Raw genomic sequence first — 21,253 nt, 5'->3', positions numbered from 1 at the left:
CCGTCAGGTTCCTCGGAACTGCAGGTCCGCCAGTCGGGCATAAAGCCCGCCCTGCGTAATCAGCGAGGCATGGGTCCCTTCCTCCACGACGCGGCCGTCCTCCATCACCACGATGCGGTCGGCGCGCAGGACTGTGGCGAGGCGATGGGCGATGACGAGCGTGGTGCGGGTCTCCATGGCTTGGTCCAGCGCCATCTGGACCAGCTGTTCGCTCTCGGCGTCAAGGGCAGAGGTCGCCTCGTCCAGCAGAAGAATGGGCGCGTCGCGAACCAGCGCACGGGCGATGGCCATACGCTGGCGCTGGCCACCCGACAGGCTTTTGCCGCGTTCGCCCAGAGGCGTGTCGAACCCCTCGGGCAGGGCCTCGACAAAGGTCAGAGCCTGGGCCTCTCGAGCGGCCTCACGAACCTCCGCATCCGATGCGCTTTCCCGCCCGAAGCGGATGTTTTCATTGGCCGAACCTGAGAATAGCGGGGCTTCTTGCGACACCCAGGCGAAACGATTGCGCACGGCGACCGGATCGGCATCGCGGACATCGACCCCATCGACCGACACCACGCCCGATTGCGGATCGTAGAAGCGCAGCAACAGTCGGAAGACCGTGCTCTTGCCCGCGCCGGACGGCCCAACCAAGGCCACGGTCTCGCCGGGACGCACCGTCAGGCTGAACCCGCGCAGAGCCGGCAGGTCGGGACGGCCGGGGTAGGTAAAGGCCACATCGGTCATCGACACCTGCCCCACCGGCGGCTCCGGCAGGGTCACGGGTACCGCCGGCGCGGCGATGGCGGGCTGGCTGCGCATCAGTTCGTCAATCCGCTCCATGGCCCCTGCCGCCTTCTGGACATCGCCCCAGCTCTCGCCCAAGGCGCCGACGGCAGCCGCGGAAAATACCGAAAGCAGGACGAACTGAAGCAGCGCGCCGGTGCTCATCCGCCCGGCGATCACATCCTGAGCTCCCAGCCACAGGACCAGCGTCACCCCGCCGAACATCACGATGATGATCAGCGCCGTCATCACGGCCCGGGCCCGCATGCGGATCAGGGAGACACCGAACGCCTCCTCCACCGCCTGACCGAAGCGGGCGATCGACGACGCCTCGCGCCCAAAGGCCTGAACCGTCTCAATGGCGTCCACGCTCTCGCCCGCAAAGCCGACGGCCCCCGCAAACCGGTCCTGCGACCGGACCGTCAGCTTTCGGACCGTACGTCCGAAGACGAACAGCGGCACGATCAGTACCGGCACGATCAACAGCACGAAAGCGGTCAGCTTGGGGCTGACGATGAACAGCAGGATCGTTCCCCCGACCAGCGTCAGCGCATTGCGGATCGCATAGGAGACCGAGGTGGTCATCAGCGTCTCGATCAGGGCGATGTCGGTTGTCAGGCGGGACAGCACCTCACCAGTGCGCATCTTCGCATAGAAGGACGGATCCAGCGTCAGGATGCGCTCGAACAGCCCCTTGCGCAGGTCTGCGATGACCCGCTCACCGCTCTTGGTGACGTAGAAATAGCGCACGGCCGTGGCCAGGCCGAGGAAAAGGGCATTGGCTCCCAGCACAAGGAACCACAGGTTCAACTGACTACCGCCGTCCTTGAAGCCGTTGTCGATGGCTCCGCGCGCCGTCGCCGTGAGCCCCAGGGAAGCTGAAGTCGAGGCCAGCAGCCACAGGCTGGCCATGATCAGCTGCCCCTTGTGGCGCAGCGCATAGGGAACAAGCCTCAGAAGGGGACGGACATCACGTGACTTGCTACGGCGTGCGGCTGCCTCTGAAATCTGCTCGCTGAGTTGAGCGCCCGCACCGGGCCGCGCCCTAAGGTCGGCGGAATCGGTCTGGGCGGCAAAGGTTTCGGTCATCGTGCGCGCCTCTTGCCCCGGAACGCCCCCCGGTGTAAACGCCGCCGCTCATTCCCGTCGGGTCCTGTTGTCACAGGCACGGCGGGTTTCTCATTTTCGCGCACCGACGGTCGGCATCGTCATCGCGCCAGAGACAACGGACGACGACCATGAAGCCCGACACCCACCCCGACTATCATTTCATCACCGTCACGATGACGGATGGCTCCAGCTATCAAACGCGCTCGACCTATCAGAAGGAAGGCGCTGTCCTGAACCTGGACATCGATCCGCTGACGCACCCCGCCTGGACGGGTGGCAACCAGCAGATGCTGGACCGTGGTGGCCGCGTGTCGCGCTTCAACAACAAGTTCGCCGGCTTCATCAAGAAGTAGGCGCGCCCTTCGGTGTGCGCCAAAGCCACACCGTGAGGTTTGCAGATCACGAAGGCGTTGGGCCCCGGCCCAGCGCCTTTCTGTTTGTCCGGAACGCCGGTAATATGAACGCGTTGACCGTCGCGGGGCGTGGACGTGGTGTCCGCATCGACGGACGAAAGATGCGACTGAGATGAATCGTAGGGAATTGGGTCTGGGCGCGGCTGTGACGGCCATGGCCTCGGCGGCAGGTCTGGCCGCACAGGCACAGACCCGCGATCCGGCCGCCGTCGCCTTCTATAACGGCTTCAACGACCAGCTGGCCCGCCTGCCCGAGGCGATCCAGCCCGATGTACGCGCCTTCTATGAGCTGAATGGCTGGCGTCCTGTCTGGACCCCCGAACGTCTGCGCGGGCTTCAGGCTGCTTCGCTGCGAGCCGAGCGTCACGGCCTGTCGCCCGCCGACTATTTCGACTTTCAGGCCCTGACCGCCGACCGCAGTGCCGCCGAAATTCGCACGACCGCTGCCGCCCTGACCTATGGGCGCGTGCTGGCCGAAGGACGCGTTCGGCCCGAGGACGTCGAAGACCTTTGGGAGATGCAGAAGAACCGCGTCGACCTGCCCACCGGCCTGAACGACGCCCTGGCCCAGAATCGTCTGCTGGACTGGTTCGAGGGCCTTGCCCCGACCGACATTGGCTACACCAATCTGTCGGCCGGCTACGTCCGCTATCGCCGTCTGAGCGCGTCAGGGGGCTGGCCCACCTTCCGCCAGGGCGGTACGATCGAGCCCGGCACCAGCGACCCGCGCATTCAGCCGCTGATCAAGCGCCTTGTCGCCGAGGGCGATCTGAGCGCAGAGGCCGGGGCGCGTCTGGCCTCTGCGGGCAACGTCTACAATGCCGAAATTCAGGCGGGTGTGCGCAGCTTCCAGACCCGGCATGGCCTCGGTGCCGACGGGCGCATCGGTGCAGGCACGCAGCGCTCACTCGGTGCCTCCGTCGAGGACCGCGCCCGCCAGATCGCATTGAACCTGGAACGCCGCCGCTGGCTGAAACGCGAGGTCAATCCCGAGCGGATCGAGGTCAATACCGCTGCTGCCATCATGGTCTATTGGAAGGACGGTCGCCCCGTTCATTCCAACCGCGTCGTGGTCGGCAGCCCCGAGAACCAGACGCCCAGCCTCGAGAAGCCGTTTGCCTCTGTCGTGGCCAATCCGCCCTGGTATGTACCGGCCGGCATCGCCCGCCGCGAGATCCTGCCGCGCGGGCCGGCCTATCTGGCCAGCCAGAACATGTATGTGACGCCGCAGGGCAATGTCGTTCAGCGCGCAGGACCTCAGGCGGCCTTGGGCTATGTGAAGTTCGAGTTGCGCGACAGCTATGCCATCTTCCTTCACGACACCCCGACCAAGGCCGCCTTCAACCTGTCGGTCCGCCAGCGGTCGCACGGCTGCGTGCGGGTGCAGAATGCTGTCGAATTCGCGCGCATCCTGCTGGCCCCCGATCCTGCCCTGCTGAGCGAGTTCGACACAGCCCAAGACACCCGCGAGACCAAGCGTATCCAGACCGGCCGCGAAATCGGGGTGCGTCTGCTGTACTGGACGGCCTTCGTCGACGGTCAGGGCCGCGTCGCCTTCCGCGAGGATGTCTATAGTCGCGACGCCAAACTGGCAGACGCCTTGGGCATCGCCGTCAGCCTGCCGCGCGTGGTCGCCGATGGCCGTGCCGACGCCGACGATGTTGGGCCGTAAGACCTAGCGCCCGAACGCAGCCGCCAGCCGGTCCATCTGGCTCTGGACGGGATTGGCCGGAGCCTCATCGGGCGCATCCCTGTACATGCGACGGTCCAGATGCAGGACTCGGTCATACAGCTTCTCGGCCTGCACCAGATATTCGACCAGGGCGATCGGCAGTTCCGGATCGCTGGGCTCAGCCGACGGCTTGCGCTCGGCTAACCGATACCGGGGATCGCAGGCGGCGAGCGCGCTCATGTCGCCCTCTCGCACGGCGCGCTGGACCAGCAGCCAGGACGCGATCTGCATCAGGCGCGTCGTCAGGGTCATGCTCTCGCTGGCATAGGCTAGGGCTGTGGCGCGTGACAGCAACCGTGATTCGCGCCGCCCGTCGCCATCCAGATAGGCGGCGGTATCCTCGACAAGCTCCATGCCCTCGCGAAAGGTGCGGTCGAACAGCTGCGAGCGCGCGAAATCGTCCACCACGGCGGCGCGATCGCGACCGGCAGGCATCGCAGGCATGGGGGCGGCGGGATCTTCGGTCGGCATGACTTCAGTCAGATTCATGGAACAGGCGCACTCGTATCACGACCGGCACGATTTCGCGCGGCGAGAGAACGATCTGCAACGGCCATGCCACGAGACGTCCGTCATCGGCCGAAGTTGAACAGGGCGTCCGCAGCGTTGCGCTGGCTGGACTTGCCATCGATAGCCGCACGGCAGCGAGCGATTTCGGCTTCCAGCGTCGCGATCCGCGCCTTCAGGTCTTCAACGGAATAGAGGTCCAGATCTTCTCGCGTCACGGCGATCAGGGACGCACCGCGTGCGGGGCGGGGCTCGTTGGTGTCTTCAAACATGCTCACCTCCTCCTTGGCCAGGGGCGTCAGAACCGACTAGGAAACGCTGGGATACGTATATTTGCAAGGAGGAGGGGTGGCATGAAGGCGATCGACATCGACGGCGGCTCCGGAACAGCCGAGGCTCTCCGGCTGGTCGAACGGCCCGAACCCATCGCGGGACCCGGCGAAATCCGCATCCGGGTCAGGGCCGCAGGCGTCAATCGTCCCGATCTTCTACAACGGCGGGGCCTCTACCCTGCCCCGCCCGGCGCACCAGAGGGTCTGGGGCTTGAAGTCGCCGGCGAAGTCGATCAGGTCGGGGACGGCGTGACCCGTTGGGCTATCGGCGACCGCGTCTGCGCCCTGCTGGGCGGCGGTGGTTATGCCGAGATGGCAGTGGTCGATGCCCGGCATGCCCTGCCAATTCCGCAAGACATGGACTTCGTTCAGGCCGCTACCCTGCCCGAAACCGTGTGCACCGTTTTCGCCAATGTGTTCGAGGCAGGCGAGCTCAAGGCCGGCGAGACTCTGCTGATGCACGGCGCAACCAGCGGGATCGGCGTCACGGCCATTCAGATGGCAAAGGCCGCGGGCGCGAAGGTGATCGCCACCTCGCGCGGGGCGACCAAGGCTGCGGCGGCGCGGGCCTTGGGCGCAGACCTCAGTCTGGATGCCACGGCCGACGACTTGCAAGCCGCTATCTCGGACTTCGGCGGTGTCGATGTCGTTCTGGACATGGTCGGCAGAGACTACGCCGCGCTGAATCAGACCGTGCTCAACCGGTTCGGCCGCTGGGTCGTCATCGCAACGCTGTCAGGCGCGAAAGCAGAGATCGACCTCGCCGCCGTGATGATGAAGCGCATCACTCTGACCGGTTCGACTCTGCGTGCACGCCCGGCGGACGAAAAGGCCAGATTGATCGCTCAGGTCGAAACCATCGCCTGGCCGTGGATCGCCTCTGGCCAGCTGCGACCGCCGGTGCAAGCAACCTATCCTCTGGCTGACGCCACAGCCGCCCACCTCAAGCTCGAGGCGGGCGACCATGTCGGCAAGGTCGTGCTTACGATCTGATCGCTACCAGCGACCGCCGCCGCGACGAACTGGCCGCAGCGAAGAGATGCTATCATTCAACTGCCAGCGGGCCAGATTGGTTTGGTCGATGTCGAAAACGGTGCAGCGTCAGCCAAAGTTGGCATCCGTGCACAGTTCCCAAGCACCGCGAAGCTGGAAGGAGCTGATCGCATCGTTCATTCCGGTGTTGCGCAGGTTGGAAACCTCACCGTTGAACTGCAACGCCTGGCCGCGATAGTTGGCGTCACGGTAGACGACGATGCTCTGACGTCCGCCGTTCCAGCCGCCGCCGGGTCCGCCGGGATAGCCGCCGCCGGGGCCACCCGGGTTCCATCCTCCGCCGGGACCGCCTGGATAACCGCCACCGGGTCGACCTTCATCGTCGCCGCGATAGGGACCGCACGTCAGAATCCCGTCTGTGTTGCGGATCTCGTAGTTCGAGCAACGGGCAAGTTCGATTGATGTGGCCCGAATGTCGTTCCGTCTCGTGCGACAGTCGGCATACAGACGCCCTCGATTCACGTATTCGCCGCTGCAGCTGTCACGATAGTCGCCACGTGGCGCGCCGCGTTCCTGCATCGGGGCCTCGACCCCGGACATCATCGCCGCGGCAGCCAATGCTTCAAGCAACATGATACCCTCCCAATATTCAGTCTCAGACGCCCAACGCGCCATTGCCCCCAATGTTCAACGTCCCTGATGAACCTTGGCTGTACGAGATTGCAGGCTTTCGTTTTCTTTTCCAGAGAATGCGCTTATATCCGAAATATCAACGCCCGGTCGAAAGGCCGGGCGCCGTCGTATCGGGAGCCCGACTTTCTGGCCCCGTCCTAGAACCGGAATACTCGCATGACCGACATTCTGATGCCCAAGGCCACTGCGGTCTGGCTGGTCGACAATACCTCCCTGACGTTCGAGCAGATCGCCGACTTTTGCGGCCTGCATCCGCTGGAAGTGCGCGGCATCGCCGATGGCGACGTGGCGCGCGACATCCGGGGTGCCGACCCTCTCGTCAACGGCCAGTTGAGCCGCGAAGAGCTGGACAAGGCCCAGAACGACGAAAACTACCGCATGAAGGCGGTGGTCAGCCGCCACGCCGAGATGATGAAGGCGGCCAAGCCCGCGCCGAAATACACCCCGGTGTCGCGCCGTCAGGATCGCCCGGATGCCATCGCTTGGTTCGTGCGCAACCACCCCGAGGTGACGGACGCTCAGATCGCCAAACTGCTGGGCACGACCAAGTCCACGATCGAGAGCGTTCGCAACCGCACCCACTGGAACAGCGCCAACATCAAGCCCGTCGATCCCGTGACCCTGGGTCTGGTCGGTCAAATCGTACTGGACGATCTTGTCAAGAAGGCCGCTGACAAGAAAGCCAAGGACGACGCCAAGAAGGGCGGCGCAACGCTGCAGCCCGCCGACGCCCCCGTTGAACCGATAGAGGAAGAATTCGTGCCAGAGGCCCGCGAACGCCGTGGTGCCGAGCCCACGGCGGAGTCGGTGTTCGGCTCTAGGGAGTGATCGTCGTCTCGCCAAGAAAAAACGGCCCCGGAGATCGTTCTCCGGGGCCGTCTTCAATTTCGGACTTCGGAGACGCGGCTATCCGGCGCGCGCCTCCAGACTGGTAATCTGTTCCTTGAGCCGGAGCTTCTGCTGCTTCAGCTCGCGCACACGAAGCGAATCCGTGGCCGGGTGGGTGATCTCGCGCCGGATGGTCTCATCCAGATTGCGATGACGATTTCCCAGTTCGCGGATACGGGCTTCGATGGTCATGGCTTTCGCCTCCATGTCTAAGGACCGATAGCGACACCCTGGCACCGACCCGCTGGCTTGCGCATCGGACCCGGTATCGCCACTAGTGAGCGCCCAGCTTGACCGGCTGTAGAATCACATTCCGGTGATCGCCGATCCGACCGGACAGACAGAGCCTGGAGCCCGAATTGGCCGAAGTTGTGAACACAGCCATACGGAACCCGCCGCAGCGGCTGGTGGTCGGGATTTCCGGTGCATCCGGCGTGACTTACGGCGTGCGCGTACTGGACGCCCTGCGCGAACTAGGCGTCGAGAGCCATCTGGTCGTCACCCGCGCGGCTCTGCTGACGCTGTCGCAGGAAACGGATCTGACCCCCGACGACCTGACCGGCCGGGCCGATGTGGTGCACAAGCTGGCGGATGTCGGCGCCACGATCGCATCCGGCTCGTTTCGCACGCTCGGCATGATCGTCGCGCCCTGTTCCGTCCGCACCATGAGCGAGATCGCCACCGGCGTGACCTCCAACCTGCTGACTCGTGCCGCCGACGTCGTGCTGAAGGAACGGCGTCCGCTGGTGCTGCTGGTGCGCGAAGCACCGTTTCACTTGGGCCACTTGCGGACCATGACGGCCCTGACCGAGATGGGGGCCATCATCGCGCCGCCTCTGCCCGCCTTCTATGCGCGGCCCGGCTCTATCGAGGACATCGTCGATCAGTCGGTCGGGCGGGCGCTGGATTTGTTCGGGCTGGACTGGTCCGCCGTGCGGCGCTGGGACGGGCTCAAGGGCGCGCCGGAGGCATGAGCGGTGGCAGCGACAGCCTGTGGCCCTGGGTCCTGACCGCCTACGCCCGCCCCGGCGTGGCCGAGACCTGTCTCGAGCTTCAGGATAGCGCCGGTCAGAATGTGCCCCTCTTGCTCTGGACGGCCTGGACGGCCGCTACCGGGCGTGCCCTGGATGAGGACACTCGAGACGCCGCCTGTGATACGGCCCGCGTCTGGGAAGAGACCGTCATCGCGCCGCTACGGGCGGTCCGCCGCGCCTTGAAGATCAAAGCCGTCGATATGGATGACGACGACCGCGAAGCTGTACGAAGTCAGGTCAAGGCCGCCGAACTGGACGCCGAGCGTCGCCTGCTGCTGGCGCTGGAGGCGCTGAGTCCATCTCCGTCTGGCCCGGCGCGCCCCGCCATCGACGCACTGGTGGCCGTGGCCCGCATCTGGTCGTCATCCATTCCGCGCCCCGGCCTGGTCCATCTGGCCGAACGCCTTCCGGCCTGAGCGGTCGCACGATATAAGCGCCCGTCCGGGGACCACCATGAACGACGACGAACCGTTTCTGAGCGAAGAAGACAAGGCCCTGGAGGCCCGGCTGAAGGCGCTTCAGCAGGAGCATGCCGACCTGTCAGCCTCAATCGAGGCCTTGGGCCACATGCCTATTCCCGACCAACTGATGATCGCGCGGCTGAAGCGCAAGAAACTGACGCTGAAAGACGAGATCGTCCGGATCGAAAACCTGATCCTGCCCGACATCATCGCCTGACGCGGCGATCAGGCGGCGCGGCTGACCGCAAAATCCGCCAGCTGTTCCAGTGCCGCGCGCCACTCGCCCGCAGGCAGCGCCTTCAGCGCGATCTTTGCCGCGTCAGCATAGGCATAGGCCGTATCCAGCGTCGTCGCGACCGCTCCGGTGCCAATGATCAGTTCGCGCGCCCGGCGGAAATCGTCCTCGGTCCGCTCGCCCCTGTTGATGGTGCGCTCCCAGAACGCATCCTCGCGGCCGCGGGTGCGGGAGGCGGCCAGCAACAGAGGCATTGTCACCTTGCCCTCGTGGAAGTCGTCCCCCGCATTCTTGCCCAGAACGTCGGACGAGCCGCCGTAATCCAGCGCATCGTCGGCCAGCTGGAAAGCCAAGCCCAAGTTCAGGCCATAGGACCGCAGAGCCTCCACAGTCTTATCGCCTGCTCCCGCCCCAACGGCTCCGGCCTCGGCGGCGGCGGCGAACAGCTCGGCGGTCTTGGCCGAGATGATGCGCAGATAGGTTTCCTGATCCAGATTCAGGTCGTGGGCCCGGGTCAGTTGCAGCACCTCGCCCTCGGCGATCACGCTGGAGGCCCGCGCCAGAATGCCGAGCGCACGCATCTGGCCCGTCTCGACCATCAACTCGAAGGCGCGTGCGAACAGGAAGTCGCCGACCAGAACGCTGGACGGAGCCCCCCAGATCAGATGCGCCGCCACCTTGCCGCGCCGAAGCTGGGACGCATCCACCACATCGTCATGCAGCAGGGTCGCCGTGTGGATGAACTCCACAGCCGCCGCCAGCTTGATCGGGGCCTCGATATCGCTCGTTGCACCTGCCGCTCGCGCGGCCGCCACCGTCAGCAGAGGTCTCAACCGCTTGCCACCCGCCGCCACGATATGGTCGGCCAGCAGGGGGATGACCGGCACCTGCGACTGCATGCGGGCCACGATCAGCCGGTCGACGGCGGACATGTCGGCACGCGCCAGCCGAACCAGGGGTTCGACGTCACCCTTCATGCGGGGTTCGGCCAGGGTGACAGCGTCCAACAGCTTACTCGCTCGGCATGCGCGAGAAAGGATCGCGCCGGAAAATCCTGACGCCGCCTTGCCTGACGACGACGCACCGCACAATGGTGATGGCCCAAGAAAGGGTCAAGCCGCGTGACCGTCGCACCACTGCCACACCTGACAACTGAGGTCGTCGAGAATGCCCTGCTGGGCGGGCGTGTGCGGCTGCGCCAGCCGGCCAAGGGGTATCGCGCGGGGATGGACGCCGCCCTGTTGGCCGCCGCCGTTGCGGGCAAGCCTGGCGAGCGCCTGATCGAGGCGGGCTGCGGTGCCGGCGGTGCACTGATGCAGATTGCCGCGCGTCAGCCGAAAATGGCGCTGGTCGGGCTTGAACGGGATGCCGCGATGGCGGAACTCGCGCGCGAGAACGCGAGCCTGAACCGCGCCCCCGCCAGCATTGTCACGGGCGATGTCGCCACAGGCTTTAGAGCGTTGGATCTGCCACCGTTCGACTGGGCCATCAGCAATCCGCCGTTCTTCGACGATCCCGCCGCCCTGCGCGCACCGGCACCGGGCAAGCGCGACGCCTGGATGGCCGATGACGGCCTGGCGGCATGGACGCATTTCCTGCTGAAGGCGGTGCGCGAGGGTGGACGGATCGTCGTCATCCACCGGGCGAATCGGCTCGCGGACTTGCTGGCGCTTCTGGGCGAAACGGCCGGGTCTTTCTCGGTTAGAGGCATTCATCCGTACACGGACGAGCCCGCCAAGCGGGTGCTGGTCCAGGCGATCAAGACCGGTCGCGCCCCCTTGCGTCTATTGCCGCCCCTGATCCTGCACGACCGCAGCGGGGCCAAGCATACGCCCGAGGCCGAGGCGATCCTGCGTGGCGAGGCCGCCCTTCCCTTCTAGCCCGGGCCTTCTGATAGGCGACCGCTTCGTCTAAAGCGGTGCCATGTCCCTGCGCCCTCTCTTCGTCACCCAGGTTTACGAGGCCAGTCTGGCCGACACACCAGGCTTCGATGCCATCAACGCCGAACTGGCTGAGGCCTGCCGCATGCTGGCGGTCGAGGATTATGCCGGCCGGGCCTGGTGCAAGGCGCACGGCTATCGCGGCTACACCTCCTACGGCTCCCTGACCGACCTGCCCCAACGCCTGCCGGAGTTCGCCGACCTGAAGCGGCATCTGGATCGCCACGCCGTCGCCTATGCCAGGGCCCTGAACTTCGATCTGGCCCGCAAGCCCCGGCTGGACAGCCTGTGGGTCAATATCCTCAAGCCTGGCGGCAGCCATACCGGCCACATCCATCCCCACGCCTTCCTCAGCGGCACCGTCTATGTCGATATCCCGGACGGAGCCTCGGCCCTGAAGCTGGAAGACCCCCGCCTGCCCATGATGATGGCCCGCCCCGGTGTCCACGCTGACGCCCCCGAGGCGGAGCGCCCCTTCGTCTATCTGGCCCCGCGCGCAGGCACGGTCCTGATGTGGGAAAGCTGGCTGCGCCATGAGGTGCCGGTAAACGCCGCAAAGACGGAACGCATCTCGATCAGCTTTAACTACGCCTGACGCCTATCGGCGAACAAAGACGTGGCCGTCGAATGTCAGGCCTTCTGCGCCAAAAGTTATGGTCTGTCCTTGCATCGGGACCAGTTCAACACGAATGCTTTCGAAGTCCGTCGCCGGCTCGCTGATGGCCGACATGACGCCGGACTGGACAACCAGATGCCCATCCTCTTGGTCGACGATGAGGGTTCCCATGGCCGAGTTCTCATAGGTGCCCAGATAGTCCGCCAACGGGCGCGATAGCATCGAAGGCCTCGCCGCGCGCTCTTCGCGCGCTGCCGTCAAGGTGGCAAGGCGGCGATCGCGTGTCGCGACCATCTCGGCCAGAAGCGCGTCGTATCTCGCCTCGATGTCAGGCAGATCGGCGAACCGATCATAGACATAGTTGGCCACCAGATCAGCCAGTTCGCCGGTGACCAGGTCCTCATTCACCATCACCGCCACGCCCAACCGCCGCTCGGGCATGAAGGAAACATGCGCCCTGGACCCGCCGAAGTTGCCGAAGTGGTGGATCAGAGCGTCATCCTCATAGCGGCCCGTCTGCCAGCCCAGCCCGTATCCGTCGCGATGGTACCTGCCGAACGTGCGGTCCTGAACCACGCGCGCGCGATGAGTGGCAGTGACCAGACCAGGCGGGAAAATCTGCCGGCCATCAAGCTCACCATCGTTGATCTGCAACTCCAGCCAGCGGGTCATGTCACGCGCCGTCGATACAAGGCCACCGGCCGACTGCATGGTCTCGTCCACCTTCTGCAACGGACTGGGTGACGCTGCGGCGGCGCTATAGGCGAGATGGCCAGTGGCCACTGTGCCCGTCTCGCGAGCTTGGGATATAAAAGGCGTCGTGCGGGACATGCCTGCGGGCACAAGCACTTCATCACGCACCAGGGTTTGCCAGGTCTGTCCAAAGCGCCCTTCGATCAGCGTCGTGGCGATGTTGTAGCCGATGTTGGTGTACTGGAAGGTGCCGCGTGGAGCCTCGCCATTCAACCTGGTCTCGGCAAGCAAGCCTTGCAGTACGGGCGGGGTATGTTGGCCTGAGAAGGCCAGCCGGTAACCCATGGCCTCATTGCTCAGCCCGGATTGATGGCTGAGCAAATCGGTCAGCGTCACGGTTTCGGACTGATCGGCTGGTAAGGAACACTTGCCGGCCCAGCGGCTGAGTGGCTCGTCAAGGTCAACTTCGCCTCGCTCGCCCATGCGCGCGATCGCCAGGGCGGTGAATGATTTGGTGGCAGAGGCGATGTAGAAGGCAGTGTCGGCATCGACAGGATGGCGGGCCTCGATATCAGCCACACCATAGCCAGCGACGATCACTACGTCCTCGCCGGCGACCACCGCCAGTGACAGCCCTGGAACCGTTCCGACCGTCGCCATGGCATGCCGCACGAAGGCATCGACATCGGCGGCCTGACGGGTTGTGCCCGGCTCTGACCAGGCCGGAGTGGCCACAAGAAAGCTGGTGAGCGCCAGCAGGCTCGAGACGGTTCGATATCGGGACATCAGGGCCTCTATGATCACCAGAAGGATGACGATCATTGGCACCGCGGTCAGCTTGGGTCTTGAACGGATGAAGCGTCGGCTCAATGCGCGAGGACCCGCCTCAAATCTGCGGGCGTCCACCCCGTCATCGCCTTCAGGGCCCGTGTCATGTGCGCCTGATCGGCGAAGCCGACATCGAAAGCGATGTCAGAAAGGGTACGCGAAGACCGCACGATCTGATCGATCGCACGCGCGGTGCGATCACGCTGTCGGACTTCGGATGGTGCTTCTCCGAACGTCGTGCGGAACTGTCGGGCCAGATGAACCGGATGTTTTCCCAGTGTTCGAGCCAGTGCCGTTATGGCGACTTGCGGGTGGTCCAGCAGACGCTGGCGCGCCTCGGCGAGCCAGGGCTGAGCCGACGAGAGATTACAAGCAGACCGTTTGATGTCTGGGCAAGGACCGCCAGTCGATGCGTGGCCGCCCCCCTCCCCCACCGTCATGGCTCGAGGCGGTACAGACTTGGGCCAGACCGAAAGATGATAGTCGCTAGCTCCCTCGCCACCGACTTCATGCACGACCGACAGGATCAGCGCCCCTGCACGGCCGAACTCGTCCTCATGCTCGAAACCGGCGGGCTTGATACTCAGGGTCCGACATTGCACTTCGCGCCGCCCGGCCTCGCTGTCCTCGACATAGCTTCCCGCGAGCAGCAGCGAGCGCTGCGCCTGAGTATGGCGATGCGCCCGGCATTCCTCACCGGCCGCGTAGTGACTGAGCATCACCGTTCGGCCGCAACTCGCGGAAAGGACTTTTCTGATCGGCATGACGGGCGCACCTCCAACCATGGCAGAGGCCGCCAGCGGTGAATTTGGATGCGCCTGCAGTCAGGGAATTCGTAGCACCCGGTCCAGGCTGACCGGCCCCCCGCCGAACCGGACGAGATAGAGCAGCAGCGCGCCCCACAGCAGGTGGGTCGGCCAGCCGAGCGGATAGACAAAGATCTGGATCACCAGGGTCATTCCCAGCAGAGCCAGGGCCGAAAGCCGCGTCATCAGACCCAGCACGATCAGCATGGGAAACAGATGCTCGGAATAGGTGGCCAGATCGGCGGCGATGTCGCTGGGGATCAACGGCACCTGATATTCTGTGGCGAACAGGCTGTAGGTGCTGTCGGTGATGTCCAGCAAACCCTCCACTTTGGTGCGGCCGGACAGGAAGAAGACCGCGGCAATGGCGACGCGGATGATCAGGCTGATGACGGAGGCCGGAAGCAGACGCGCGATCAGGTCGTGGATGAAGGCCAGGGCGGGACGCACGGCGGTATGGGCTACAGTATCGGTCATGGTCGAGCTTTCAGATCAGATGGGTGAACAGGCCCGCACTCAGCAGGCCGGAGAAAAGGCGGGCGATGTCGGTATCTGGAGCCTGCCCATGGACCTCCAGCGCCACCCGGCCCAGCGGCAGGTCGCGGCGGCAGCCGTCGAGGAACAGCCATTCCGCGCGCGACAGCCGGCGATGAAGCACCGTCATGTCGGGTCGATGGATGACCAGGCCCTCTGGGCTGTCGGTCCAGTCGACGACCTGATCCGGGTTCGCATCCGGTCGATTGGCCAGCCAGATCGAGGGCGCGGTCCAGTCGAACCAGAACAGCTGGACCGAGGGATGCAACGTTGCGCGTGAACCAAACAGGTCGCGCCCGGCCAGGCCGTCAGCCGTCAGCACGGGTGCGTCGGCGGCGCGATGGGCCCGGCTCCAGGCCTGATCCATCCGCGCGACGGGCGGTAGATACGGCAGGGATTGCGCAGGCTCGAACCCGGCCAGCCAGGCCGGAAACGCCTGCCCATAGTCGTCCAGGACGGGACTGGTCGGCAGATGTGCGGCGGCGAAGATCAGGGCGGCGTCCCGGAACCAGTCCTCTCCCACCAGCCGCTGCACCGTAGGGAACAGTCCGGCCAGGGCGTCGGCCCGCCCCTTGGCCACGGTGTTGCGATAGACCGCCAGTCCGGCCCGGTCGCCGGCCAACCATGGCGTCAAACCCTGATCCGGTCCGGTGATCGCAGCGTCGAGCGCTCGGTGAAATGCTTCAGGCACGCAGCGCCTCCTCTACCGCGACCAGCACGGCGTCGGCGCGGTCCCGCTCGATCATCAGGTCTGCAAAGGCTGGCAGGTTGTCGTCGCGCTCGATCAACGTCGGACGCGGCCCGATACGGGCGATGGTGCGGGCATAGAGCGCCCAGACCGGCTGGGAGACCGGAGCGGCATGGCTGTCGATCAACAGTCGCTCGCCGTGCTCCGGGTCGGGGTCATGCCCGGCCAGATGGATTTCGCCGATGGCCTCGACCGGCAGGGCATTCAGATAGTCCAGGGCCGAGGTGCCCAGATTGTTCGCGCTGACATGAACGTTGTTGACGTCCAGCAACAGGCCGCAGCCCGTGCGCCGGACCAACTCGCTCAGCAGTTCCGGCTCCGACATCTCGTGACCGCGAACATCCAGATAGTGGGAGGGATTTTCGATCAGAATCTGCCGGCCCAGCACGTCCTGGGTGCGTGAGACATTGGCGCAGATCTGGTCCAGCATGGCGCGACTGCGCACGAAGGGCAGAAGGTCCGGATGGTAGACCTCACCCCGCCGCGACCAGGCCAGATGTTCGGACACGACGAAAGGCTCGAACCGATCCGACAGGGCCTTCAACCGTGCCAGGTGATCCTCATCCGGCGGCTGGTCGCCCGCGAGCGACAGGCCGACGCCGTGGAGGGACAGCGGCTTGTCCTGGCGAATGGCGTTCAGCCAGGCCAGCCGGGGCCCGCCATCGACCATATAGTTTTCCGCATGGACCTCGAACCACAGACCGGCCGCCGACGCGGCCAGGGCTTCTTCGTAATGCACGGATTTCAGCCCCAGCCCCGCCGTGGGGGCAGAAGGGGGAACCGCGGCCGGCCTGTGGGTCATTCGCCTGATCCGATCAGCGGGTGATCGGGGTCAGCGAACCATTGCCCGCCGGCGTGCGGATGGAGGTGCAGGTGCCGCGCGGAACGTTCTTCCAGGCGTTGCCCTGATAGTTGCGCACCGAGGTGCCGGCGCAGGTCGTGCCGGGGCCGGCGGCGCAGTCGTTCTTGCCCGCCATGGCGACGCCATAGCATTTCTCGACGGCGGGAGCCGGGGCCTGGCGGTTGTTGTTCTGGGTCGACTGGGCGTAGGCGGCGCTGGCACCGGCGGCCAGGGCGACGGCGACCAGGCCGGTGGAGGTCAGGGTCTTGGCGTTCATCAGAAGGCTCCTTTGAAGATGGTGGTGGCCGGTCGTCCGGTCACACCTCACTATTCGCCGGGGCCCGTCCGGCGGTTACAGCCACGCTGGAGAAAATCGCGTCGGCTTTTCGGCAGACAGGCTGTAACCCTTTGCTTCACGCGCGCGTATGGACCCCATGACGTGACAGATCGCGAAGCTCTTCTGAAAGCCTTGATGCTGCGTGGCCTTGCGGGTGACGCGGCGGCCTGGCGCGTGCTGTTGACGGACATGGGCGGCCATCTGCGGCCGTTCTTCACACGACGCCTTTACGACGGAGCGGCTGACGCCGAGGATCTGGTGCAGGAGACATTGATCGCCATCCACGCCAAGCGCGCCACATGGGACTCCAGCCAGCCCTTTACGGCCTGGGCCTTCTCGATCGCACGCCACAAGCTGATCGACCACCTGCGCCGTCAGGGACGTCGCCCCACCGCGCCTCTGGACGACGCCGGCGATCTGTTCGCCGATCACACGGTCGAGGATGGCGCGGCAAGGCACGATCTGACCCGCGTTTTGGCTCTCCTGCCGATGCGCCAGCGTCGCCTGATCGAGGACATCCGGGTCCAGGGGTTGTCGGTCGCCGAGGCCGCGGAACGCCACGGCTATTCCGTCGCCGCCGCCAAGGTCAGCGTCCATCGCAGCCTGAAGACCCTGACCGCCCGATTTGCGCCCTCACGGGTGCATGAAGGGATTTCCGATGAAGACTGACGACCTGATCACCGCCCTGTCGGCCGACCTTCCCCCTGCGCGGCGGCCCGAGCGCCGTCTGCTGCTGTGCCTGGTGCCGGCCGCCGTCCTGGTCCTGATCGCCGTTGGCCTGTGGCTGGGCTTTCGCGCCGACCTTATGCTGGCCATGCGAGGGCCGACCTTCTGGGCCAAGGCGGCCTATACGATCGCCCTGGCCATTTCAGGCTTCTGGCTTCTGGACCGTCTGGGTCGCCCCGGTGTCAGTGCGCGTGCGCCTCTTCTCGTGCTGGGCCTGATCCTGGCAGGTGTTCTGGGACTGGCCGCCTATGAGCTGATCGCCATGCCCATGCCGGATCGCATGCCCGCCGTCATGGGTGACAGCGCCCGTGTCTGTGCGCCCAACATCGTCCTGCTCAGCCTGATCGCGGCTCCCTTCGTCTTCTGGGCGGCACGGGCATTCGCTCCCACCCGACCCATGCTGGCCGGGGCCGCCGCGGGCCTGCTGACCGGCGCCCTCGCCACGACCCTGTACGGGCTGCACTGCCCGGAGCATACGGCCGCCTTCGTCGCGGTCTGGTACACCCTCGGCATGGCGATTGCCGTGGCAATCGGGGCCTTGATCGGCCGACGGGTCTTTCGATGGTAGGGCGATCGCGCCTTCAAACCGCCCTGCCCGGCCGCTAGAGGTTTGCCACTCGGCGCTGGGGTCGCTACATCCCGCGCCTACCTCCCCATCCGATCGAATGACAGGGCGCGACGCACCTCATGGCGCAGCAATATATTTTCCAGATGCAGGGTCTGACCAAGACCTTTCCCGGCGGCCGCAAGATTTTCGAGAACATCTGGCTGAGCTTCTACAACGACGCCAAGATCGGCGTGGTCGGCGTCAACGGTTCGGGTAAGTCCACCCTGCTGAAGATCATGGCCGGGCTGGATACCGAGTTCAACGGCGAGGCGCGCGCCGCCGACGGCATCAAGCGCGGCTATCTGGAGCAGGAGCCTCAGCTCGACGACAGCCTGACCGTCCGCGAGAACGTCGAGGCCTGGTGCGAAGAGAAGCAGTGGGTTAACCGCTTCAACGCCATCGCCATGGAAATGGCCGAGAACTATTCCGACGAGCTGATGGAGGAGATGACCGCCCTCCAGGAGAAGATCGACGCCGGCGACGTCTGGGACATCGACAGCCGTATCGAAATGGCCATGGACGCCCTGCGTTGCCCGCCCGACGACTGGGCGGTGACCAACCTGTCCGGCGGTGAGAAGCGCCGCGTGGCCCTGGCCCGGCTGCTGCTCTCAAAGCCCGACATGCTGCTGCTCGACGAACCGACCAACCACCTGGATGCCGAAAGCGTCGCCTGGCTGCAGCACCATCTGGAGGCCTTCCCCGGCTGCGTCATCCTGGTCACCCACGACCGCTATTTCCTGGACCTGGTGACCAAGTGGACGCTGGAGCTGGACCGCGGCAAGGGCCACCCGCACGAGGGCAACTATTCCAGCTGGCTGGAAGCCAAGACCAAGCGTGTCGTGCAGGAGCAGTCTGAATCCGAAGCCCGTCAGCGCGCCCTGACCCGCGAACTGGAATGGGTCCGCTCCGGTGCCAAGGCCCGTCAGGCCAAGTCCAAGGCCCGTCTGGCCGCCTATGAGCGGATGGTGGAGGAACAGGAATCGATGCGCGGGGCCCAGACCCACGCCCATATCCAGATCCCGCCCGGACCGCGCCTGGGCAATGTGGTGCTGGAGGCTGAGGGGCTGCAGAAATCCTACGGCGACAAGCTTCTGTTCAAGGACCTGTCGTTCAAGCTGCCGCCTAACGGTATCGTCGGCGTCATCGGCCCCAATGGTGCGGGTAAATCCACCCTGTTCCGCCTGATCACCGGTCAGGAACAGCCCGACGCCGGATCCATCAAGGTCGGCGAGACGGTCAAGCTGGCCTATGTCGACCAGTCGCGCGACGACCTGAAGCCGGACGAGACGATCTGGCAGGCCATCAGCGGCGGCACCGATGTGATGATGGTCGGCAAGCGCGAGATCAATACCCGCGCCTATGTCGGCAGTTTCAACTTCAAGGGCGGCGATCAGCAGAAGAAGGTCGGCCAGCTTTCGGGCGGTGAGCGCAACCGCGTGCACTTGGCCAAGACCCTCGCCACCGGCGGCAATCTGCTGCTGCTCGACGAACCGACCAACGACCTGGACATCGAGACGCTGCAAAACCTGGAAGAAGCCCTCGAAGGTTTCGCCGGCTGCGCCGTGGTCATCTCCCACGACCGCTGGTTCCTGGACCGTCTGGCCACCCACATCCTGGCCTTCGAGGGCGACAGTCACGTCGAATGGTTCGAAGGCAACTTCGAAGCCTATGAGGAAGACAAGAAGCGTCGCCTGGGCGTCGAAAGCCTGATCCCGCACCGGATCAAGTTCCAGAAATTCGGCAGATAACGCTCATGACAGCCTCACCGACCCCTGCTATGCCTTTTGACATAGCAGAGGTCTGGGGGCTCTTGTGACGATAACGATCCGGTCGGATTTCATCATTGAAAGCGATGAAGTTTACACGTCCACTTCAGGCGCAGCGTTCTATTCAGAAAATTCGACTTTCACGTTTGTGAATTACGGATTGATAAGAGCCACAGGCGCTGGTGCGATTGGCTTTTACTCATTTGTATCCAGTGGACTGGTCCATAACGCAGGATCCATGGAGGTGCATGGCACGGGCACTACCTATGGGTTCTACTCCCCCCAATGGTTCGCCAACATTCGCAACACCGGAAATGTTTCGGTCATGGGCGATAACGCTTATGGATTGCTGACCTGGTCTCCATCGCAGGTGTTCGAAAATGCTGGTCGCCTCGACGTGATCGGTACAAACTCGGCGATGGGTCTGTATTTTGTCAACGGCGCGAGGTTGACCAACACCGGGTCGATCACGGTGACCGCAGAGGCCAGGGCAACAGGCATATACATCGATCGCTTCGATGGCGGGACGTTTGAAAATGCCGGTTCGATAACCGCTGTGTCGAACGGGCAAAGTTTCGGGTTGGTCGTCGACGGATTGGCCAATGCCGCTACGTCGCCGAACATTATAAATCGCGGAACCATAACTGCTGATATCGCGATCTTTGCTGCAGATGGCGGGTATTCGCCACAACAGCAAACAATTCAAAACATAGCCAATTACGGCACCCTCAACGGAAATGTCTTCCTCGCCGTGGGGGCCGATATCCTGACCAACTTTTCGATCATCAATGGCGATGTCGATATGGGCGCCGGGGCGGATACTGTTGATCTGTCCAAAGGCGGGATCAATGGCATTGTCGACCTAGGGGAAGATGACGATACGGGCATCGGCTCATCAGGTCGTGATGTTTTCTACGGCTATCTCGGGCGAGACACTATCAGTGGTGGCGGAGGGGATGATTTCATTGATGGCGAGCAGGGCAACGACACATTGTCCGGTGGCGCTGGAAACGACATTATTTATGGAGGCACGGGGTCGGACATCATCAACGGCGACGAAGGCGATGACATCATCGATGGCGGCACCGGCAATGACATCATCAACGGCGGCGATGGTACTGACGTAGTCGTCTTAAGCGGGAACTTCTCGACCTATACCTTGGTCACCGCCAACGGCACTACGACGCTCACAGGCGCAGACGGATCCGATCAGCTCGTCAATGTGGAACGGCTGCTCTTTGCCGATGGTCTTCGAGATATCAATGGCAATCGTATTCGGCAGCCTGGTGACGATATAGATGGGAGCCCACTCGACGACATTTTGATCGGAACGTCGGCTGCTGAAATCATCAACGGCAATGATGGCAACGACCGTCTGGTCGGCGGGGCGGGCAATGACACGCTGATTGGCGGTGCCGGGATCGACACGGCGGACTATTCGTCGGCGGCGGCCGGGGTGACGGCGCAGCTGAACACGGGCGTGGCGTCCAACGATGGCGACGGCGGGACCGACACATTCAACGGGATCGAGAACCTGACCGGGTCGGCGTTCAATGACGTGCTGCTGGGCGATGGGGGCTCGAATGTCCTGCGCGGCGGGGCGGGTTATGACGTCCTGATCGGCCTGGCCGGGAACGATGTGATCCAC

The 21,253-nt window shown here is 64.5% G+C and carries 25 protein-coding genes; 13 read left to right on the top strand and 12 right to left on the bottom strand.

From position 1 onward, the window contains the following. Positions 1–3: 3 nt before the first annotated feature. Positions 4–1,854, bottom strand: coding sequence for an ABC transporter transmembrane domain-containing protein (locus ACE3TH_RS07875; RefSeq protein ID WP_374598972.1), 1,851 nt, complete (start codon positions 1,852–1,854; stop codon positions 4–6). Positions 1,855–2,003: 149 nt separating this feature from the next. On the opposite strand from ACE3TH_RS07875, the gene rpmE reads away from it, so the two are divergent. Together rpmE and ACE3TH_RS07865 are read left to right on the top strand one after the other, a co-directional pair. Next, positions 2,004–2,228 carry a 50S ribosomal protein L31 gene (rpmE, locus tag ACE3TH_RS07870; RefSeq protein ID WP_374598970.1) on the top strand — a complete coding sequence of 75 codons (225 nt, stop codon included), beginning with the start codon at positions 2,004–2,006 and terminating at the stop codon, positions 2,226–2,228. A 172-nt stretch (positions 2,229–2,400) separates the two neighbouring features. Beyond that, entirely contained in the window at positions 2,401–3,960 is a 1,560-nt protein-coding gene (locus ACE3TH_RS07865) for a murein L,D-transpeptidase (RefSeq protein ID WP_374598968.1), read from the top strand. 3 nt (positions 3,961–3,963) lie between these two features. Here the strand turns inward: ACE3TH_RS07865 and ACE3TH_RS07860 are convergent, their stop codons facing one another. Both ACE3TH_RS07860 and ACE3TH_RS07855 read right to left on the bottom strand, forming a co-directional pair. Next, complete coding sequence (locus ACE3TH_RS07860) at positions 3,964–4,464, bottom strand: DUF1465 family protein (protein ID WP_374599336.1); 501 nt, start codon at positions 4,462–4,464, stop codon at positions 3,964–3,966. A gap of 128 nt (positions 4,465–4,592) precedes the next feature. Beyond that, the gene (locus tag ACE3TH_RS07855; RefSeq protein ID WP_374598966.1) at positions 4,593–4,799 is read right to left on the bottom strand and encodes a DUF1192 domain-containing protein; all 207 of its coding nucleotides are present in this window, start codon (positions 4,797–4,799) and stop codon (positions 4,593–4,595) included. 81 nt (positions 4,800–4,880) lie between these two features. Here ACE3TH_RS07855 and ACE3TH_RS07850 point away from each other — a divergent pair, with 81 nt between their 5' ends. Next, positions 4,881–5,852: an NAD(P)H-quinone oxidoreductase gene (locus ACE3TH_RS07850; RefSeq protein ID WP_374598964.1), complete on the top strand. Its 972-nt coding sequence runs from the start codon at positions 4,881–4,883 to the stop codon at positions 5,850–5,852. Positions 5,853–5,960: 108 nt separating this feature from the next. Here the strand turns inward: ACE3TH_RS07850 and ACE3TH_RS07845 are convergent, their stop codons facing one another. Further along, positions 5,961–6,485: a beta/gamma crystallin-related protein gene (locus ACE3TH_RS07845; RefSeq protein ID WP_374598962.1), complete on the bottom strand. Its 525-nt coding sequence runs from the start codon at positions 6,483–6,485 to the stop codon at positions 5,961–5,963. A gap of 216 nt (positions 6,486–6,701) precedes the next feature. Here ACE3TH_RS07845 and ACE3TH_RS07840 point away from each other — a divergent pair, with 216 nt between their 5' ends. Further along, a complete protein-coding gene (locus ACE3TH_RS07840) occupies positions 6,702–7,373 on the top strand; it encodes a DUF1013 domain-containing protein (protein WP_374598960.1) in 672 nt (223 codons plus the stop codon). Between the two features lie 78 nt (positions 7,374–7,451). Here ACE3TH_RS07840 and ACE3TH_RS07835 read toward each other — a convergent pair whose 3' ends face one another. Continuing rightward, positions 7,452–7,625 (bottom strand): YdcH family protein, encoded by a 174-nt coding sequence (locus tag ACE3TH_RS07835; protein WP_292169571.1) that lies wholly within the window; start codon positions 7,623–7,625, stop codon positions 7,452–7,454. Positions 7,626–7,804: 179 nt separating this feature from the next. Here ACE3TH_RS07835 and ACE3TH_RS07830 point away from each other — a divergent pair, with 179 nt between their 5' ends. From ACE3TH_RS07830 to ACE3TH_RS07820, 3 genes are read left to right on the top strand one after another with little or no spacing between them, the layout of a single operon-like run. Further along, positions 7,805–8,407, top strand: coding sequence for a UbiX family flavin prenyltransferase (locus ACE3TH_RS07830; RefSeq protein ID WP_374599334.1), 603 nt, complete (start codon positions 7,805–7,807; stop codon positions 8,405–8,407). Next, on the top strand, positions 8,404–8,883 hold the full coding sequence (locus ACE3TH_RS07825; protein WP_374598958.1) for a TIGR02444 family protein: 480 nt from the start codon (positions 8,404–8,406) through the stop codon (positions 8,881–8,883). Before ACE3TH_RS07830 ends, ACE3TH_RS07825 begins: the two co-directional genes overlap by 4 nt. Before the next feature lie 37 nt (positions 8,884–8,920). Continuing rightward, positions 8,921–9,145: a YdcH family protein gene (locus tag ACE3TH_RS07820; protein ID WP_292169575.1), complete on the top strand. Its 225-nt coding sequence runs from the start codon at positions 8,921–8,923 to the stop codon at positions 9,143–9,145. 8 nt (positions 9,146–9,153) lie between these two features. Here ACE3TH_RS07820 and ACE3TH_RS07815 read toward each other — a convergent pair whose 3' ends face one another. Next, on the bottom strand, positions 9,154–10,170 hold the full coding sequence (locus ACE3TH_RS07815) for a polyprenyl synthetase family protein (protein ID WP_374598956.1): 1,017 nt from the start codon (positions 10,168–10,170) through the stop codon (positions 9,154–9,156). Positions 10,171–10,284: 114 nt separating this feature from the next. On the opposite strand from ACE3TH_RS07815, the gene ACE3TH_RS07810 reads away from it, so the two are divergent. Further along, entirely contained in the window at positions 10,285–11,043 is a 759-nt protein-coding gene (locus ACE3TH_RS07810; protein ID WP_374598954.1) for a tRNA1(Val) (adenine(37)-N6)-methyltransferase, read from the top strand. A 43-nt stretch (positions 11,044–11,086) separates the two neighbouring features. Next, positions 11,087–11,698 (top strand): TIGR02466 family protein, encoded by a 612-nt coding sequence (locus ACE3TH_RS07805; RefSeq protein WP_374598952.1) that lies wholly within the window; start codon positions 11,087–11,089, stop codon positions 11,696–11,698. 3 nt (positions 11,699–11,701) lie between these two features. Here the strand turns inward: ACE3TH_RS07805 and ACE3TH_RS07800 are convergent, their stop codons facing one another. From ACE3TH_RS07800 to ACE3TH_RS07775, 6 genes are all read right to left on the bottom strand, one after another. After that, positions 11,702–13,198, bottom strand: coding sequence for a serine hydrolase domain-containing protein (locus ACE3TH_RS07800; RefSeq protein ID WP_374598950.1), 1,497 nt, complete (start codon positions 13,196–13,198; stop codon positions 11,702–11,704). 80 nt (positions 13,199–13,278) lie between these two features. Continuing rightward, complete coding sequence (locus ACE3TH_RS07795; RefSeq protein ID WP_374598948.1) at positions 13,279–14,004, bottom strand: helix-turn-helix domain-containing protein; 726 nt, start codon at positions 14,002–14,004, stop codon at positions 13,279–13,281. Positions 14,005–14,064: 60 nt separating this feature from the next. Beyond that, positions 14,065–14,523 carry a DoxX family protein gene (locus ACE3TH_RS07790; protein WP_374598946.1) on the bottom strand — a complete coding sequence of 153 codons (459 nt, stop codon included), beginning with the start codon at positions 14,521–14,523 and terminating at the stop codon, positions 14,065–14,067. A gap of 10 nt (positions 14,524–14,533) precedes the next feature. Continuing rightward, entirely contained in the window at positions 14,534–15,271 is a 738-nt protein-coding gene (locus ACE3TH_RS07785; RefSeq protein WP_374598944.1) for a putative DNA-binding domain-containing protein, read from the bottom strand. After that, positions 15,264–16,130, bottom strand: coding sequence for a DUF692 domain-containing protein (locus tag ACE3TH_RS07780; RefSeq protein WP_374598942.1), 867 nt, complete (start codon positions 16,128–16,130; stop codon positions 15,264–15,266). Before ACE3TH_RS07780 ends, ACE3TH_RS07785 begins: the two co-directional genes overlap by 8 nt. A gap of 13 nt (positions 16,131–16,143) precedes the next feature. Next, positions 16,144–16,446: a DUF2282 domain-containing protein gene (locus ACE3TH_RS07775; protein WP_374598940.1), complete on the bottom strand. Its 303-nt coding sequence runs from the start codon at positions 16,444–16,446 to the stop codon at positions 16,144–16,146. 162 nt (positions 16,447–16,608) lie between these two features. Here ACE3TH_RS07775 and ACE3TH_RS07770 point away from each other — a divergent pair, with 162 nt between their 5' ends. The 4 genes from ACE3TH_RS07770 to ACE3TH_RS07755 form a co-directional block, all read left to right on the top strand. Further along, positions 16,609–17,175, top strand: coding sequence for a sigma-70 family RNA polymerase sigma factor (locus ACE3TH_RS07770; protein ID WP_374598938.1), 567 nt, complete (start codon positions 16,609–16,611; stop codon positions 17,173–17,175). Then, positions 17,165–17,800 carry an NrsF family protein gene (locus ACE3TH_RS07765; protein WP_374598936.1) on the top strand — a complete coding sequence of 212 codons (636 nt, stop codon included), beginning with the start codon at positions 17,165–17,167 and terminating at the stop codon, positions 17,798–17,800. Before ACE3TH_RS07770 ends, ACE3TH_RS07765 begins: the two co-directional genes overlap by 11 nt. Positions 17,801–17,919: 119 nt before the next feature. Beyond that, the gene (gene ettA, locus ACE3TH_RS07760) at positions 17,920–19,587 is read left to right on the top strand and encodes an energy-dependent translational throttle protein EttA (protein WP_374598934.1); all 1,668 of its coding nucleotides are present in this window, start codon (positions 17,920–17,922) and stop codon (positions 19,585–19,587) included. Between the two features lie 64 nt (positions 19,588–19,651). Beyond that, positions 19,652–21,253 (top strand): calcium-binding protein (locus ACE3TH_RS07755; RefSeq protein WP_374598932.1); only part of this gene is annotated, 1,602 nt, incomplete at its 3' end.

It is taken from the genome of Brevundimonas sp. (assembly GCF_041919755.1).
Classification (GTDB): Bacteria; Pseudomonadota; Alphaproteobacteria; order Caulobacterales; family Caulobacteraceae; genus Brevundimonas.
The sequence above is the reverse complement of the archived record's forward strand: the minus strand, read 5'-3'. Positions and strand labels throughout refer to the sequence as shown.